This window comes from Phenylobacterium sp. (assembly GCF_037968635.1).
GTDB lineage: Bacteria > Pseudomonadota > Alphaproteobacteria > Caulobacterales > Caulobacteraceae > Phenylobacterium.
The window spans coordinates 1-14,762 of the sequence record NZ_JBBKVV010000139.1 but is presented as its reverse complement, the minus strand read 5'-3'; the positions used below and the strand labels follow the sequence as shown (position 1 = coordinate 14,762).

Below are 14,762 nucleotides of genomic sequence, written 5' to 3'. Positions count from 1 at the left end.
GGCTACAGGATCTCAGGGGCGAGGCGGGGAAGGCCGCCGCCGTGGCGACCCTCCCCGGCAGGGCCTAGTCGGCCAGCTTCACCAGCATCTTGCCCGCGTTGAGGCCTTCCATCAGGCCGATCAGGGCCTTGGGCGCGTTGTTGATGCCGTCCAGCACGGTCTCCTGGTACTTGACCTTGCCGCTCTTCAGCCAGCCGGCCATGTCGCGCTGGAAGTCGCCGTACATGTGCATGAAGTCGGTGCCCACGAAGCCGCGCAGCATCACCCGCGAATAGATGATGTTGGACAGGTTGGAGACGCTGGAGTGGCCGGAATTGTAGCCGGAGATGAAGCCGCAGACCGGGATCCGGCCCAGGGTGTTCATGCGTCGCAGGGCGGCTTCCAGGTGATCGCCGCCGACATTGTCGAAATAGACGTCGATCCCCTTGGGCGTGGCCGCCTCCAGCTGGCCGCGGATCGGGGCGTCCTTGTAGTTGATCACCGCGTCCAGCCCGACCACGTCCTTGAGCCAGGCGGCCTTTTCGGCGCTGCCGGTGGAGCCGACGACGTAGCAGTTCTTGATCTTGGCGATCTGGGCGGCGATGGAGCCCACGGCCCCGCCGGCGGTGGAGACGAAGACCTGCTCGCCGTCCTTCAGCGCGCCGATGTGCAGGATGCCGCCATAGGCCGTGAAGCCGGTCATGCCCAGGGCGTGCATGTGGGTGGTGAGCGACAGGTCCGGGTCGGGGGTGAGCTTGGTCAGGCCCTTGCCGTCGGAGGTGAAGTATTCACGGAAGCCCAGGCGGTTGGAGACCAGGTCGCCGACCGCGTAGTCGCCGTTCTTGGACTGGACGACGCGGCCCAGCGCCCCGCCCATCATCGCCACGCCCAGGTCCTGGCCGGCGGTCAGGCGCGGCCGCATGGCTGGGTCCACCGACATGTAGAGGTTCTGCACCAGCACCTCGCCGTCGGCGGCGTCGGGGACATTGGTCTCGACGATCTGGAACTGATCGACGGTGGGCATCGCCTTGGGGCGCTCGATGAGGTGGACTTCGCGGCTGACGGGCATGGCGCCCTCCCATTTGGAATTTGAAGAACAGAATTCTTTATCGCCGTCCCGGAAATGCGGTGGGCGGCGCGGGGTGTTCTCTCACATCGTCCTCGCCCGTAGAGCCCTCAAAAAGGCTCTACCATCAAAAAAGTTAGAGCGCGTCAGACGGGTTAACCGGCCTCCACTTAACCCTGACGCGCTCTAGGGAAGGGCGTCGCCCCAATCGAGCCGGCGGGCCCAGGCGTAGGCGGCCTTGTCGCGACGGGGGATGTCGGCCCGTTCGGCGGCTCCAGCCGGTGTGCAGAGCTTGAAGGTGATGGCCGGCTTGGTCACGTGCGGTGGGGCGAGGATGCGGGCGGTGCGGGGGAGCGTCGCGACGCCCGGGCGGACGGCCACCAGGTAGCTGAACTTCTCATCCTCGAAGGGCAGGTCTGCGCCCTTGGCCAGTCGATGGTCGCGGGAGCGGGGCAGGCGCTGAACGAAGTGGCACCAGTCCGGTGCGACCAGGGGGCAGGCCAGGGCATGGGGGCAAGGGGCCAGCAGCTCGGCGCCCGCCGCGATCAAGGTCGCCCGCGCGGCTAGAATCCGGCGGTAGCCGTCAGGCGTGCCGGGTTCGATCAGGGCCAGCATGCCGTCGGTGGCGGCCCACAGCGCCTGAACGGTCTGCGCCTGACGGGCCGGGGCGATCTCGGCGAGCGCATAGCTGGCGGTGACCAGGTCGGCCTGGGGCCAGTCGGTGGCCGGCGCGGTGAGGTCGCCGCGTAAGAAGTTCGCGTTTCGCAGGGCGGCCCCGCCGTCGGTGGCCAGCTTGGCGGCCATCTCCAGGAAGGGGCGGCTGGAATCCAGCAGGGTGGCGGTCTCGAGGCCGGACCAGGTCTCCAGCGCCGCCCAGCTCGCCCCGCCGGGCCCCGCGCCGGCGTCCAGCAGGCGTTTCGGAGAGAAGTCGGGCGCCATGCGGGCGGCCTGCGCGAACACGAACGCGTCGGCGGCGTAGGTGGCGGGCAGGCGTGACAGCACGTAGGCCACGGCGTCGGCCTCGTCGGTGATCACCGCGCGGGAGGTCTCGCCGCCCCTGTAGCCGCTGGAAATCTTCGCCGCCCGCTCGGCCAGGCCCTTGCGGGCGACACCCTCCAGCAGGCGGTCGGCGGCAAGGCGCAGGGCGGGCGGCAGGTCTGGGCTCATGGGCTTCCTTAGCGCGCCGCCGCCGCCTGGGCCAAACTCTCCCGCTTCAGGGCGGCGAGGGCGGCCAGGACGTCGCGCCGCAGGACCAGGCGGACGAGCGCACCAGGCGCGGCGTAGGGACTGGCGGCCCGGCTCTCATAGACCACGCGGGTGGCGCGACCGCCCGCGAGCGGTGTCAGCCGCCACTCCCCCTCCAGGACCTTGAGGTCCCCGTCCGTGCGGCGGAACCGCAGCCGCCTCGGCGGCTCGAAATCAGAGCGCACCACGCTGCGGAAGCGCGGCATCAGGGGCGGGCGGGCGATCTGTTCGCGGACGTCCCACCGTCCCCCCGGATCACGTTGGAGGATGCGGCAGCTCTTCAAGCCGGGCGCCATGCGCGGCGCCAGATCGCAGTCGGTGAGCAGGGACCAGACCACCTCCGGCGGCGCGGCGATCTCCTCGACGGCGCGGATCAGGCCCGAGGCGCCGTCCGGGTCGGGTCGGACCTCCACATAGGCGCCGCGCGACAGCCCAGCGAGCACCTGGTCGGTGGGTTCCCAGGCCGCAGCGGGCGGGGCGGCGAGCAGGGCCGCGAGGGCGAAGGCGAACCGCACGGGCCCTCCTGCGCCCGCCGGGGTCAGCTGCCGATCCGGTTCTTTACGAGGTCGTCGACCACTGAGGGATCGGCAAGGGTCGAGATGTCCCCCAGGTTCGACAGGTCGTTCTCGGCGATCTTGCGCAGGATGCGGCGCATGATCTTGCCCGAGCGGGTCTTGGGCAAGCCCGGCGCGAACTGCACCACGTCGGGCGCCGCGAAGGGCCCGATCTCCCGGCGCACCCAGCCCTTGAGCTCGGCCTGCAGGATGTCGGTGGGGGTGACGTCGGCCTTCAGGGTGACGAAGCAGTAGACGCCCTGGCCCTTGATATCGTGCGGGAAGCCGACGACGGCGGCCTCGGCCACGTTCTCGTTGCTCACCAGGGCGCTCTCGATCTCCGCGGTGCCCAGGCGGTGGCCCGAGACGTTGATCACGTCGTCCACCCGGCCAGTGATCCAGTAATAGCCGTCCTCGTCGCGGCGGCAGCCATCGCCGGTGAAATATTTGCCCGCATAGGTGGAGAAGTAGGTGGCGAAGAACCGCTCGTGGTCGCCATAGACCGTGCGCATCTGACCAGGCCAGCTGTCGGTAATGCAGAGGTTGCCGCTGGTGGCGCCCTCCAGGACCTTGCCCTCGGCGTCCACCAGCTCGAACTTCACGCCGGGCAGGGGCTTGGCGCAGGAGCCGGGCTTCAGCGGCGTGGCGCCGGGCAGGGGGGAGGCCAGGCAGGCGCCGGTCTCGGTCTGCCAATAGGTGTCGACGATGGGGCAGCGGCCGTCGCCCACCACCCGGTGATACCAGAGCCAGGCCTCGGGGTTGATCGGCTCGCCCACCGTGCCCAGCAGGCGTAGTGACTTGCGCGAGGTCTTCAGGACCGGCTCGTCGCCGTCGCGCATCAGGGCGCGGATGGCGGTGGGGGCGGTGTAGAAGGTGTTGACCTTGTGCTTGTCGATCACCTCCCAGAACCGGGAATTGGTGGGGTAGTTGGGCACGCCTTCGAACATCACCGAGGTGGCCGCATTGGCCAGCGGGCCGTAGACGACGTAGCTGTGGCCCGTGACCCAGCCCACATCGGCGGTGCACCAGAACACCTCGCCGGGCTTGTAGTCGAACACCAGCTCATGGGTGTGGGCCGCCCAGACCAGGTAGCCGCCGGTGGTGTGCAGCACGCCCTTGGGCTTACCCGTCGAGCCGGAGGTGTAGAGGATGAACAGCGGATCCTCGGCGTTCATCGGCTCGGGTTCGCAGGTGTCGGAGACGTCCTGCTTGAGGTCCGAATAAAAGGCGTCGCGGCCGGCCTTCATCGGCACGTCGGCGCGGGTGCGGCGCACGACGATCACATCGGTGACGCCCGGGCACTGCTCCAGGGCCTCGTCGACATTGCGCTTCAGAGGCACGGTCTTGCCGCCGCGCAGACCCTCATCGGCGGTGATGACGATCTTCGAGTCACAATCCTGAATCCGGCCGGCGATGCTGTCGGGCGAGAAGCCGCCGAAGATCACCGAATGGACCGCGCCGATCCTGGCGCAGGCCAGCATGGCCACGGCGGCCTGGGGGATCATCGGCAGGTAGATGGTGACCCGGTCGCCCTTCTGGACCCCGCGCGCCTTCAGCACATTGGCCATGCGGCAGGTTTCGGCGTGCAGCTGGCGATAGGTGAGGTTATCCCAGGGGGTCCCCTCGTCGCTCTCCCAGATGATGGCGATCTGGTCGCCGCGCTTGTCGAGGTGGCGGTCCAGGCAGTTGACCGAGACGTTCAGAACCCCGTCGGCGTACCAGCGGATGTGGAAGTCGTCCTTGTGGAACGAGGTGTCCTTGACCTGGGTGAAGGGCGTTATCCAGTCCAGGCGCTCTGCAACCTTGGTCCAGTAGCCGTCGGAGTCGGTCTCGACCCGCGCGACCGCGGCCTCGTAGGTCTGCGCGTTCATCTTGGCCCGCTTGGCCCAGGCCGCGGGAACCGGGAAAACTTCGCCCTCGCTCACCGTTCTTAACTCCCATCAAAACTTGGCTGCGAGTTATGCGGAGGGCGCCCGCCCGGCGCAACAGGCAGGGCCAGAAATCAACCTTTCGGGATCAGCTGCTCGAAACCGGCGATCAGGCAGTTCATGCCGAAGACGAACTGGCCATCGACGTCGCCGCCGACCTCGAAGCTTCCGATCACCTGGGCGAAATGGGGATAGGCCCCCGTGGCCACCATCGCCTGGGCCAACTCATCATTGCCGTCATGGCCGGTGGCGCGCCGTGCGATCAGATCGGCCTCGCCGATCACCCAGGTGACCACATAGGAAAAGCCGGTGCTCATGGCGTAGCCCGCGTCCTTGGGGGCCAGACCCGCCCGCATCAGGATCGCCAGGATCATCTCGGCCTGGGCCATGATGTTGGGGCCGACGAAGAAGCCGTGCGGCAGCAGCCGGGCTACGTCCCGGCGGGCCAGCAGGTGGCGGCGCAGCTGCTGGGCCATGCGGGAAATGTCCTCGCGCCAGTCGCGGCCCTCCAGCTCGAAGACCAGATCGGCCATCAGATGGTCGTAGAGCGCCACCTGCAGCGCGTCCTTATTGGGGAAGTGCCAATAAAGGGCCGGCGCCTGCACCTTCAACTCGGCGGCCACCGCCCGCATGGTCAGGCCATCGAATCCGTCCCTCTCCAGCACCTTGGCGGCGGCGTCCACGACGAGATCGGGGCTGAGTTGCGGACGGACCTTGGCGGGCGGGGGCATAGGTCAGTTGGTCGGACATCGAAGTCGGCTTGTAAATCGAATTTAACGGCGTAAAGTCAGCTTAACGACGTTAAATTGTGAGGGTGGCATGAGCTTCGCCGACACCGCGCCGAATCTGGTGGGTTCCGATCCGCCGCCGGCCCGAACGCCGTGGTTCAGTCTGGACAAGGCGGCGCGCAGGCACCCCTTCCCCACCATCCCGCCGAAGGCCTACGAGGTCCCGGTGCTGAAGGTGCCGACCATCACCGGCGTGCCCTATTACGTGATCAGCGACCCCGCCGGGGTGAAGCAGGTGCTGTTGGACAAGGTGGCCAACTATCCAAAGACCGAGCGGGAGCGGCGCTACTTCTCGGCGATGTTCGGCGACGGACTGCTCTCCACCGACGGCGAGCTGTGGCGCACCCATCGCCGGACCATGGCGCCATCCTTCTCGCCTCCAAGCGTCGCCGCCTATGCGCCGGCCATGGCCGCCAGCGCGCTCGCCTTCCGCGGCCGCTGGGACCAGCAGCCTGACGGCGCGGAGATCGAGGTGGCCGAGGCCATGACCGATCTCACCCTGGAAATCATCGCGCGGACCATGTTCTCCACCGACGGCGAGAGCGTCTCGGCCAATGTGCGCGACACCATGGAGCGGGCCATGGGCGAGCTGAACATGAGCCTCCTCGATATCCTGCCGGGCATCGGGGACATCCGCTTCCGGGCGCGCGAGAAGCGGATCGCGGCGATCTTCGCGGAGATGGACGCCGACATCGCCCGGATGATCGAGGCGCGCCTGGCAGCCCCCACCGACGGGCCGCAGGACCTGCTCAGCCGGCTGATCGCCGCCCGCGACAGCGAGGGCGGGGCGACCCTGAGTCCCAAGGAGATCCGGGACCAGGTGGTGACCATCTTCCTGGCGGGGCACGAGACCACGGCGGCCACCATGTGCTGGCTCTGGTACCTGCTGTCCCAACACCCGCAGGTCGCCGCCCGGATGCATGAGGAGCTGGATACGGTGCTGGCCGGCCGGTCCCCGACCCATGAAGACCTGCCGAACCTCACCTACACCCGCATGGCGGTGGACGAGGCGATGCGGGTCTATCCGGCCGCGCCGGGCATCTCCACCCGCGTGGCCCTGGAGGCCGACTTGATCTGCGGCATGGCGATCCCGAAGGGTGGCATGGTCGCCATCGCGCCCTGGATCCTGCATCGGCACCAGCTGCTGTGGGACAACCCCGGCCGGTTCGATCCTGAGCGCTTCGCCAAGGACGCGCCGGAACGGCCGCGCTTCGCCTACATGCCCTTTGGCGGAGGCCCCAAGGTTTGTATCGGGGCCTCACTGGCGATCACCGAGACCATGCTCATCCTCAGCACCCTGGCGCAGCGCTATCGTCTGGAGCTGAAGCCCGGCCATGAGGTCGAGATCCAGCAAAGGATCACCATGCGCCCGCGCGGGGGTCTGCCGATGATCCTGCACCGCAGATAGGCGCAGGGGTGCTTACCGGCGGGTGTTGAAGGGACTATGTGGGAAGCAGACCCTCTGTTCCCGCCTAGGACCGTTCCATGCTGCTGCACCTCTCCACCTGGCCCGAGATCGAAGCCTTCCTTGGACGCTCCAAGACGGTGGTGATCCCGATCGGCTCCAATGAGCAGCATGGGCCGACCGGCCTGCTGGGCACCGACTGGCTGTGCCCGGAGATCATCGCCAACGAGGCCCAGAAGACCGGCGATATCCTGGTGGGGCCGACCTTCAATATCGGCATGGCCCAGCATCACCTTGGTTTCCCTGGCACCATATCGCTGCGGCCCTCGACCTTCATCGCCGCGATCGGCGACTGGTGCCGCTCGCTGGGTCACCACGGGTTCGAGAAGATCTATTTCCTCAATGGCCACGGCGGCAACACCCACACGATCGAGGCGGCGTTCTCCGAACTCTATGCCGAGGCCAGCTTCGCCGGACAGCCTCGGGGTTTCTCCATGAAGCTGAAGAACTGGTGGGAGCTGCGGGGCGTCCTGGCCCTGGCCAACCGCCAGTTCCCCGTGGGCCACGGCAGTCACGCGACCCCCTCGGAGATCGCCGTGACCCAGTGGGCCTATCCCGACGCCATCAAGACCGCCAGCTATGCGCCGCAGATCGCGCCGACCGGTCCCATCCGTGAAGCGCTGGATTTTCGCGCCCGATACGCCGATGGCCGCATGGGGTCGGACCCCGCCCTGGCCACGCCGGAAAAGGGTGGCGAGCTGGTGGCCATGGCCGCGGCGGGCCTGATCGAGGACGTGAACGCTTTCTCGGCGGAGGTCGCGCCGGGCTGAACCGGCGCCGCGAGACGCCCTAGAAGCTGGAGCTCGGCATGGCCAGGCGCGGCGGGCCCTTGCGCTTGGGCTGGCCGGTCCAATCGAGGTCCTCGGCCTTCAGCAGGGCGCCGGCGTCCTTGGCCGCGTCGGCCACGGTGACCAGGGGCTCGGCCTTGGCGAGTTGGGTCTCATGCGAGCCGGCCGGGGTCTTGCCGTCGGCGGCCTTGGGCGCCTTGCTGGCGACCGCGACCTCCACCGGCAGGGCCTCCTCGACCGAGTCCCGGGCATTCGAGATGTCGATCCGGGGGGTGGTGGCGTACCTGTCGAGGGCGGCGATCTGCATGCCCTCGGCCTCGGTGCCGAGATACCTTCCAGAGAAGGCGGGGGGCAGGCCCGAACCGCCGGTCCAGCGATAGAAGATGTGGGCGCCGATCGTGCCGACCTTCACCAGGCTGGGGCTCCAGTACGCGGCGACATAGTTGGCGTGATAGTGGGTGGCGGTGCCGACCTTCTTCATCACGTAGCCGTTCAGGGCCGCCGAGGCGATGCTGCGGGCGCGCAGCCAGGTGGCTTCCTGCGGCTGACGGTTCATCGCCCCGTCGCAGGTGAAGCTGAACTGGCAGCCGGTGGTGCGGTTGGAGCCCTGGAAGACCACGCCGCAGACCGTCTTGGGGAAGGCCGGGTGGCGCATGCGGTTCAGAACGACCTGGGCCACGGCGCGCTGGCCGTCGGCGCTTTCCCAGGCGGCTTCGTAATAGATGGCCGCGGTCAGGCAATCGATGGCGCGGGCCTCGTCCAGCATGCCGCCGGTGTTCAGCTTGAACGGGCGGGCCGCGGGATTGGGCAGGACGGAGGTCGGATTGGCCAGGTTCCAGGCGCGGGCCTGGTCGGGATCAAGGTCCTGCAAGCGAATGACGGCGGCGTCGACCGCCGCGCCCTGTGGCAGGGCGCCGGCGTCAGGATTGATCACGGCACCGGTGGGCGTCATCAGCCCGCCCATGCGGGGTTCGACGCGGCTGGCCAGGGTCAACATCGCCGGATCCATGCCGGCCTTGAGGCGGGCGAAGGCTTGGGCCGAGACCTCGCCCTTGGTCAGGCGGGCCAGGCGTTCATTGCGGCCGTCCGGGGCTGCGGCGACCGCGATGCCGGCGGTCAGGGCGGCCGCCAGGGCCAGCTCCACACCCACGAGGTGGATCGCATCGCGTCGTGGCAGGCGGCTTATGGCGGCCTGCAGGATATGACGGAAACGACTCAACACAGCGGGTTCTTTTCCTGGGACAGTGCGCCGCAGCAATTGCAAGTCGCACGCCATAACCCCGAAATGGGGAGCGCGCTACCTGGAATCTTTTATTTTGCATTAACTATGGCGGGCGCCGCCCGCCAAACAGTCAGCCCGCGCCCGGGAGTCCCGGGGCGTGCGCCCAGAACAAGCTCTCAGCAGAGCTTGGCAGTAATCAGCGCGGGATTTCTCGGATCTTGGTCAGGGCCACTTGGCGATAGACGGCGGTGATGTCGAAGTAGCGCCGGAAGACTCCGTGGAAGGCGTCCACCGCCTGCTTGACGCCCGGCCCTCCAATTTCGCTCTCGTGGTGCCAGTAGTCGTCCAGCACCATCATCCCGCCGACCTCCAGCAGGGCCGCGCAATAGGCCAGGTCCACGCCCACGGCCCAGGCCGTGTGCGAGCCGTCGATATAGATCAGGTCATAGGTCTCGTTCCGCTCCAGCATCCTGGGCAGTTCATAGGTCGAGAACCCCTTGTGGGTCGTGAGCTTGGAAAAGCCGAGCTTGGCGGTGTTGCGGCCGAAGCGCGGTTCGACCGCGTGGTACTTCTCTTCCGGGTTCAGGTCCTCGTCGAACCACGGATCGATGACCGTGACGTCAAGCTTGGCCGGCAAGAGCCAGTCCATGAAGGCGAGGTTCCGCCCCTCATAGGCGCCGATCTCCATGTAGCGGACAGACCCACGCTTGGCGGCGAAGTCGCGCAGCAGCGGCGAGACGAAGGGGATGTTCTGATCGGCCCAGCCTTCGGTGAATTCGAAGCCCATGACCTTGCAGTGGGCGGCGAAGGCGGCGGCGTCATCGTCGGCGCGCGGCGTGGCCAGCATGGTCTTGGCGAACTGCGGCGCGAACCGGTGGTTCATGGTCGCCAGGGCGCGAAGGGCGTCAGCCATGACAGGCTCCTCTTGGATAGCAAGGACAAGAGGCTTAGCCGTGGCGGGTTAAGGAAGAGTCAGGCCGTGACGATTTCGCCGTCCACCACCGTCACCGGCCAGGGTCGCAGTTGGTCGTCGGCGCAAGGGCCGGCGACGCAAAGCCCGTCGGCCGGACGGAACATCGCCCCGTGCGCCGCGCAGATGATCCGGTCGCCCTCGCGGGTGAGATAGCGGTCGTCCATGACGGCCAACGGCCAGCCGTTGTGCGGACAGCTATCGACATAGCCGGAGATGGCGTCGCCCTGGCGGACCAGGAACCCCGCGAACAGGGCGCGCTCATGGCGGAAACGGAACCCCTTGGCGCCCGGATCGGACAGGTCGGCGAGCGCGCAGAGGCGCTGTCCGGCGGGGGGCCTTGCCGGGTTGTCGGGCTCGTTGCGGTTCACAGGCTTCCGATGGTCGCGCGGAAGGGCAGAACCTGCACGCTCTGGAAGAGTCCGGCCAGGGTATAGGGATCGTCGCGATTGAAGGCGCGGGCCACCTCCTCGGTCTCGCCCTCCATCACGATCAGGGAGCCGGCCATGTCGCCCTTGTCGTCCAGGATCGGCCCGCCCAGCTTCACGACGCTGGCGAAGGTCCCGGCATAGGCCAGGTGGGCTGGGCGCGTGGCCATGCGCAGGTCCAGAGAGTTGGGCTTGTCGAGGCAGATCATCACGAAGAGGGCCATGGGCGTTTCCTTCAGAATTCGGTCTTGAGCGGCCGCGACAGCAGGCCGGCGATGGCGGCGTCGATATCGGCCTCGCCCGCCAGGATGGCGGCCACGGCGTCGCAGATGGGAATCTCCACCCCATGCTTGGCGGCCAGGCCCCGCACGGCGGGCGCCGAGGCCACGCCCTCGGCCACGGCGCCGCCCAGGCTGGCCAGGGCCTCGTCCAGGGTCATGCCCTTGCCCAGGGCCAAGCCGATGCGGTTGTTGCGCGACTGGGCGCTGGAACAGGTGAGCACCAGGTCGCCGAGCCCGCAGAGCCCGGCGACGGTCTCCGCCTCGCCGCCGAGCGCCTCGGCCAGGCGGGTGAGTTCGGCGAAGCCCCGGGTGATCAGGGCGGCGTGGGCGCTGCGTCCCAGGCCACGGCCCTCGACCACCCCGCAGGCGATGGCGAGCACGTTCTTCACCGACCCGCCGATCTCGGCGCCGATCATGTCGGTGGCGAGGTAAGGACGGAACAGCGGACTGGCGATCGCCTCGGCGAGATCGCGGCCAAGATCCTCGTCGGGACAGGCCAGGGTCACGGCGGTGGGCAGGCCACGGGCCACCTCGCCGGCGAAGCTCGGTCCCGACAGCACGGCGGGGCAGGCGTCGGGCAAGGTCTCGGCCAGGACCTCGGTCATCAGTTTCAGCGACCCCTGCTCCACCCCCTTGGCGCAGAGCAGGATCGGCACGCCCGCCCGCGCATGCGGCGCGAAGGCCGCAAGGCTGGCCCGCAGGTGCTGGGCCGGGGTGACATTGAGGATCAGGTCGCAGGCCGCCAGGTCGGCCATGTCGCCGGTGGGGGTCACCGGGCTGTCGAAGGGGATGCCCGGCAGGAAGACACTGTTTTCGTTCTTGGCGCGGATAGCGTCCACGACCTCGGCCTCCCGGGCCCAGAGGGTGGTGGTCAGGCCGGCGCGCGCGCAGACCAGGGCCAGAGCCGTGCCCCAGGCGCCGCCGCCGATCACCCCTGCTGTCGTCATGCTCATGCCTTGGCGCCCTTGCGTCCGAATGCGTGGGTGGGATTGGACAGGGCCGCTGCGGCGTCCAGGGGCCAACGCGGCCTGGCCGGCGCATCCAGGGTGTCGGTCATGCCCAGCGCCAGACGTTCGGCGCCGGCCAGCGCGATCATGGCGGCGTTGTCGGTGCAGTAGGCCAGGGGTGGGGCGTCGAAGGAGAAGCCGCGAGCCGTGGCGGTCTCCATCAGCCTGGCCCGCACCGCGCCATTGGCCGCGACCCCGCCGGCGACGACGAAGCGCAGGTCGCGGTTTCCTCGGGTCATGGCGTAGGCGGCCATGGCCCGGTCGGTGCGGTCCGACAACTGGCGGGCGATGGCGGTCTGGACACAGGCGGCCAGGTCCTTGCGCTGGGTCTCCGTGGTGACGGTCTCGGCCAGCCGCGCGGCGGCGGTCTTCAGGCCCGAGAAGGAGAAGTCGCAGCCGTCGCGCCCCAGCAGGGCGCGGGGCAGGGTGAAGGCGGTGGCGTCGCCCCCCTGCGCCAGCTTTTCCAGGGCCGGGCCGCCGGGATAGGGCAGGCCCAGGCTCTTGGCGATCTTGTCGAAGGCCTCGCCGGCGGCGTCGTCGATGGTGGAGCCCAGGCGCTTGCAGGCGCCCACCCCCTCCACGGCCAGCAGCTGGCAGTGCCCGCCGGAGACCAGCAGCAGCAGGAAGGGATAGGGGATGTCGGCGGCCAGCCGGGCCGAGACCGCATGGCCCTCCAGATGGTTTACGGCGATCAGCGGCAGGCCGCGGGCCAGCGCCACGGCCTTGCCGAAGGATAGCCCCACCATCACCCCGCCCACCAGACCAGGCCCGGCGGTGGCGGCCACGCCGGAGAGCTCGCCATAGGTCACGCTCGCCTCGCTCATGGCCTGGGCGGCGATGGCGTCGATGGACTCCACGTGGGCGCGCGCCGCGATTTCGGGGACCACACCGCCATAGGGGGCGTGGGCGGCGATCTGGCTGGCGATGACGCTGGACAGCACCTCCACGGCGCCGTCAGCCGACCGCCGCACCACGGAGGCGGCGGTTTCGTCGCAGCTCGTTTCAAGGCCCAGGAGGATTAGGTCGGTCATCTGCGTTGCGGCTTGGGGTTCCGTCCTGTAGCCAACGGCTCAGTCCCCGCCGAGGTAGCCCTCCCGCCGTGTCCACGCAACCTGTCCGGATCGGAGCCCGAGGCTCCAAGCTGTCGCTGGCCCAGGCCGGCATGATGCAACGCCGTATCGCCGCCGCCCTCGGCGCTCCGCCGGAGGACGCCGACCGCGTCGCCCCGCTGATCATCATCACCACCACCGGCGATCGGGTTCAGGACCGCCGTCTGCTGGAGATCGGCGGCAAGGGCCTGTTCACCAAGGAGATCGAGGAGGCGATGCTGGAGGGCGCTATCGACTGCGCCATCCACTCGCTGAAGGACATGCCGGCGGTCTGCCCGGAGGGTCTGACCATCGCCGCCATCCCTGAGCGGGAAGATCCCCGAGACGCCTTCCTGTCCTTCAAGGCCGATCGCCTCGAAGACCTGCCCCAGGGCGCGCGCCTGGGCACCGCCTCGCTGCGCCGCCAGGCCCAGTCCCTGCATCGCCGGCCCGACCTCGACGTCCAGATGCTGCGGGGCAATGTCGACACGCGGCTGGCCAAGCTGCAGGCCGGTGACGCCGACGCCATCCTGCTGGCGATGTCGGGCCTGAACCGGCTGGGCCTGGGTCACCTGCCCAAGAGTCTGATCGATCCCATCGCGGTCCCGCCGGCCCCCGGTCAGGGGGCGCTGGCCATCGAGACCCGCGTCGGCGACGTCGGCCTGGCCTGGCTGGACGCCGTCCGCCACACCGGAACCACCGTGGCCGTCGCCGCCGAGCGCGGCGCGTTGATGGCCCTGGAAGGCTCCTGCAAGACCGCCATCGGCGCCCATGCCCGTCTGCTGGGGGACCGCATCCACCTGATCGTCGAGGCCCTGTCGCCGGACGGCCTCCACCGGTTCCGCCGCGAGGGTGACGCCCTGCTGGTCGGCGACCATGAGGCCGTGGCCCGCGAACTGGGCCTTTCGCTCGGCGCCCAGGTGCTCGAGGAGGGCGGCGATCTGCTCGCCCTTCACGAGACATGAAAACCGCCTTGGGTTGCGCTATGGCTGAGCTTGGCTCAACCGTGTGTGGACAATGAGCAGCCGCAAGATCTGGATCACCCGCGCCCAGCCCGCCGCCGAGGCCACAGCCGCCCGCGTCCGCGTCCTGGGTCACGAGCCCTTCGTCGCCCCCCTGCTCAAGGTCGAGCCGGTGGAGGGTGTCGAGGTTGATCTGCAGGGCGTCTGCGCGCTGGCCTTCACCAGCGCCAACGGCGTGCGGGCCTTCATCGAGGCGACGCCGGACAGGTCGCTTCGAGTCTTCGCCGTCGGCGCCGCCACCGCCCAGGCGGTCCGCGCGGCCGGTTTCAGGAATGTTTTGTCGGCCGACGGGGACGTCGAGGCCCTGGCCGAAGGCATCGCCGCCCGCAAGCGCGACCTGAAGGGCTGCGTGCTGCATCCCGGCGCCGCCGAACCGGCCGGCGACCTGGTGGGGGCGCTGGAGGTCCACGGCATCGAGGCCAGGCGCCTGATCCTCTACGATACCGGCCCGGCGGAGTTGACGGCGGAAGAGCTGGCGATCCTGCCGGAGATCGACGCCGTCCTGCTGCACTCCCCCAAGGCCGCCCAGGCCCTGGCCGCGATGCTGAAGGAGCAGCCCCTGCCGCGGATGCGGGCCCTGTGCCTCTCCAAGGCGGTGATGAAGCCGCTGGTCCGGACCCGGATGGCGGCCAAGGTGTTCGCACCCTTTCCTCTCGAAGCGGCGCTGTTGAATCTGATAGACCGTTAGATCATGAGCGACCCGACAGAGCCTCCGCCGTCCGCCGACAGCCCCGTGCGGCTGCTGGGGCCGATGTTCTGGGTTATGGTGGTGTTCGGCCTGGTCTGTGTGGTCGCAGGCTTCGCCCTGTCCCGGTTCGGACCGCACGTCTTCCCGGTCAAGCCGAAGCCGGCCGTCAGTTCCGACCTCGCCGACCTGCGGCCCCTCGCCCCGCCCCCGATCCAACCCGCCGCCGCCCCGCCGCCGGTGGAC

Annotated in this window: 15 protein-coding genes and 1 pseudogene; 5 read left to right on the top strand and 11 right to left on the bottom strand. The window is 69.0% G+C overall.

The genetic code is table 11. The features are described 5' to 3' along the window. Nucleotides 1–64: 64 nt before the first annotated feature. The 5 genes from AAC997_RS16450 to AAC997_RS16430 all read right to left on the bottom strand — a co-directional run bounded on the left by AAC997_RS16450 (nt 65) and on the right by AAC997_RS16430 (nt 5,503). Nucleotides 65–1,048, bottom strand: a complete 984-nt coding sequence (locus tag AAC997_RS16450) for an NADP-dependent oxidoreductase (RefSeq protein WP_340646785.1) — start codon at nt 1,046–1,048, stop codon at nt 65–67. Between the two features lie 183 nt (nt 1,049–1,231). Next, nucleotides 1,232–2,212 (bottom strand): small ribosomal subunit Rsm22 family protein, encoded by a 981-nt coding sequence (locus AAC997_RS16445; protein ID WP_340646784.1) that lies wholly within the window; start codon nt 2,210–2,212, stop codon nt 1,232–1,234. Nucleotides 2,213–2,220: 8 nt separating this feature from the next. Then, nucleotides 2,221–2,805 carry an SRPBCC family protein gene (locus AAC997_RS16440; RefSeq protein WP_340646783.1) on the bottom strand — a complete coding sequence of 195 codons (585 nt, stop codon included), beginning with the start codon at nt 2,803–2,805 and terminating at the stop codon, nt 2,221–2,223. Between the two features lie 23 nt (nt 2,806–2,828). Then, nucleotides 2,829–4,769, bottom strand: coding sequence for an acetate--CoA ligase (gene acs / locus AAC997_RS16435; RefSeq protein ID WP_340646782.1), 1,941 nt, complete (start codon nt 4,767–4,769; stop codon nt 2,829–2,831). A 77-nt stretch (nt 4,770–4,846) separates the two neighbouring features. Further along, nucleotides 4,847–5,503, bottom strand: a complete 657-nt coding sequence (locus AAC997_RS16430; RefSeq protein WP_340646781.1) for a TetR/AcrR family transcriptional regulator — start codon at nt 5,501–5,503, stop codon at nt 4,847–4,849. An 88-nt stretch (nt 5,504–5,591) separates the two neighbouring features. Between AAC997_RS16430 and AAC997_RS16425 the strand changes: the two genes are divergently transcribed. Both AAC997_RS16425 and AAC997_RS16420 read left to right on the top strand, forming a co-directional pair. After that, the gene (locus AAC997_RS16425; protein WP_340646780.1) at nt 5,592–6,968 is read left to right on the top strand and encodes a cytochrome P450; all 1,377 of its coding nucleotides are present in this window, start codon (nt 5,592–5,594) and stop codon (nt 6,966–6,968) included. 77 nt (nt 6,969–7,045) lie between these two features. Continuing rightward, complete coding sequence (locus AAC997_RS16420; protein WP_340646779.1) at nt 7,046–7,795, top strand: creatininase family protein; 750 nt, start codon at nt 7,046–7,048, stop codon at nt 7,793–7,795. 19 nt (nt 7,796–7,814) lie between these two features. On the opposite strand, the gene AAC997_RS16415 is transcribed toward AAC997_RS16420, so the two are convergent. From AAC997_RS16415 to tsaD, 6 genes are all read right to left on the bottom strand, one after another. Next, a complete protein-coding gene (locus AAC997_RS16415) occupies nt 7,815–9,032 on the bottom strand; it encodes a cell wall hydrolase (protein WP_340646778.1) in 1,218 nt (405 codons plus the stop codon). A 199-nt stretch (nt 9,033–9,231) separates the two neighbouring features. Further along, the gene (locus AAC997_RS16410) at nt 9,232–9,948 is read right to left on the bottom strand and encodes a class I SAM-dependent methyltransferase (protein ID WP_340646777.1); all 717 of its coding nucleotides are present in this window, start codon (nt 9,946–9,948) and stop codon (nt 9,232–9,234) included. A gap of 59 nt (nt 9,949–10,007) precedes the next feature. Further along, nucleotides 10,008–10,376, bottom strand: coding sequence for a Rieske (2Fe-2S) protein (locus AAC997_RS16405; protein ID WP_340646776.1), 369 nt, complete (start codon nt 10,374–10,376; stop codon nt 10,008–10,010). After that, nucleotides 10,373–10,657, bottom strand: coding sequence for a YciI family protein (locus AAC997_RS16400; RefSeq protein ID WP_340646775.1), 285 nt, complete (start codon nt 10,655–10,657; stop codon nt 10,373–10,375). The genes AAC997_RS16405 and AAC997_RS16400 overlap by 4 nt, the downstream gene beginning before the upstream one ends. Before the next feature lie 11 nt (nt 10,658–10,668). After that, nucleotides 10,669–11,667: an NAD(P)H-dependent glycerol-3-phosphate dehydrogenase gene (locus AAC997_RS16395; protein ID WP_340646774.1), complete on the bottom strand. Its 999-nt coding sequence runs from the start codon at nt 11,665–11,667 to the stop codon at nt 10,669–10,671. After that, a complete protein-coding gene (gene tsaD / locus AAC997_RS16390) occupies nt 11,664–12,752 on the bottom strand; it encodes a tRNA (adenosine(37)-N6)-threonylcarbamoyltransferase complex transferase subunit TsaD (protein WP_340646773.1) in 1,089 nt (362 codons plus the stop codon). Before tsaD ends, AAC997_RS16395 begins: the two co-directional genes overlap by 4 nt. Nucleotides 12,753–12,820: 68 nt before the next feature. On the opposite strand from tsaD, the gene hemC reads away from it, so the two are divergent. The 3 genes and pseudogenes from hemC to AAC997_RS16375 form a co-directional block, all read left to right on the top strand. Continuing rightward, nucleotides 12,821–13,774 (top strand): hydroxymethylbilane synthase, encoded by a 954-nt coding sequence (hemC, locus tag AAC997_RS16385; protein ID WP_340646772.1) that lies wholly within the window; start codon nt 12,821–12,823, stop codon nt 13,772–13,774. 52 nt (nt 13,775–13,826) lie between these two features. Beyond that, complete coding sequence (locus tag AAC997_RS16380) at nt 13,827–14,519, top strand: uroporphyrinogen-III synthase (protein WP_340646771.1); 693 nt, start codon at nt 13,827–13,829, stop codon at nt 14,517–14,519. 3 nt (nt 14,520–14,522) lie between these two features. Further along, nucleotides 14,523–14,762: pseudogene (locus AAC997_RS16375) on the top strand (hypothetical protein); the annotation flags it as partial.

Bases quoted from the DNA above. Each gene is read 5' to 3' on its own strand.
- AAC997_RS16450 (WP_340646785.1), bottom strand. From the start codon at position 1,048: ATGCCCGTCAGCCGCGAAGTCCACCTCATCGAGCGCCCCAAGGCGATG.
- AAC997_RS16445 (WP_340646784.1), bottom strand. From the start codon at position 2,212: ATGAGCCCAGACCTGCCGCCCGCCCTGCGCCTTGCCGCCGACCGCCTG.
- AAC997_RS16430 (WP_340646781.1), bottom strand. From the start codon at position 5,503: ATGCCCCCGCCCGCCAAGGTCCGTCCGCAACTCAGCCCCGATCTCGTC.
- AAC997_RS16425 (WP_340646780.1), top strand. From the start codon at position 5,592: ATGAGCTTCGCCGACACCGCGCCGAATCTGGTGGGTTCCGATCCGCCG.
- AAC997_RS16420 (WP_340646779.1), top strand. From the start codon at position 7,046: ATGCTGCTGCACCTCTCCACCTGGCCCGAGATCGAAGCCTTCCTTGGA.
- AAC997_RS16410 (WP_340646777.1), bottom strand. From the start codon at position 9,948: ATGGCTGACGCCCTTCGCGCCCTGGCGACCATGAACCACCGGTTCGCG.
- AAC997_RS16400 (WP_340646775.1), bottom strand. From the start codon at position 10,657: ATGGCCCTCTTCGTGATGATCTGCCTCGACAAGCCCAACTCTCTGGAC.
- AAC997_RS16395 (WP_340646774.1), bottom strand. From the start codon at position 11,667: ATGAGCATGACGACAGCAGGGGTGATCGGCGGCGGCGCCTGGGGCACG.
- tsaD (WP_340646773.1), bottom strand. From the start codon at position 12,752: ATGACCGACCTAATCCTCCTGGGCCTTGAAACGAGCTGCGACGAAACC.
- AAC997_RS16380 (WP_340646771.1), top strand. From the start codon at position 13,827: ATGAGCAGCCGCAAGATCTGGATCACCCGCGCCCAGCCCGCCGCCGAG.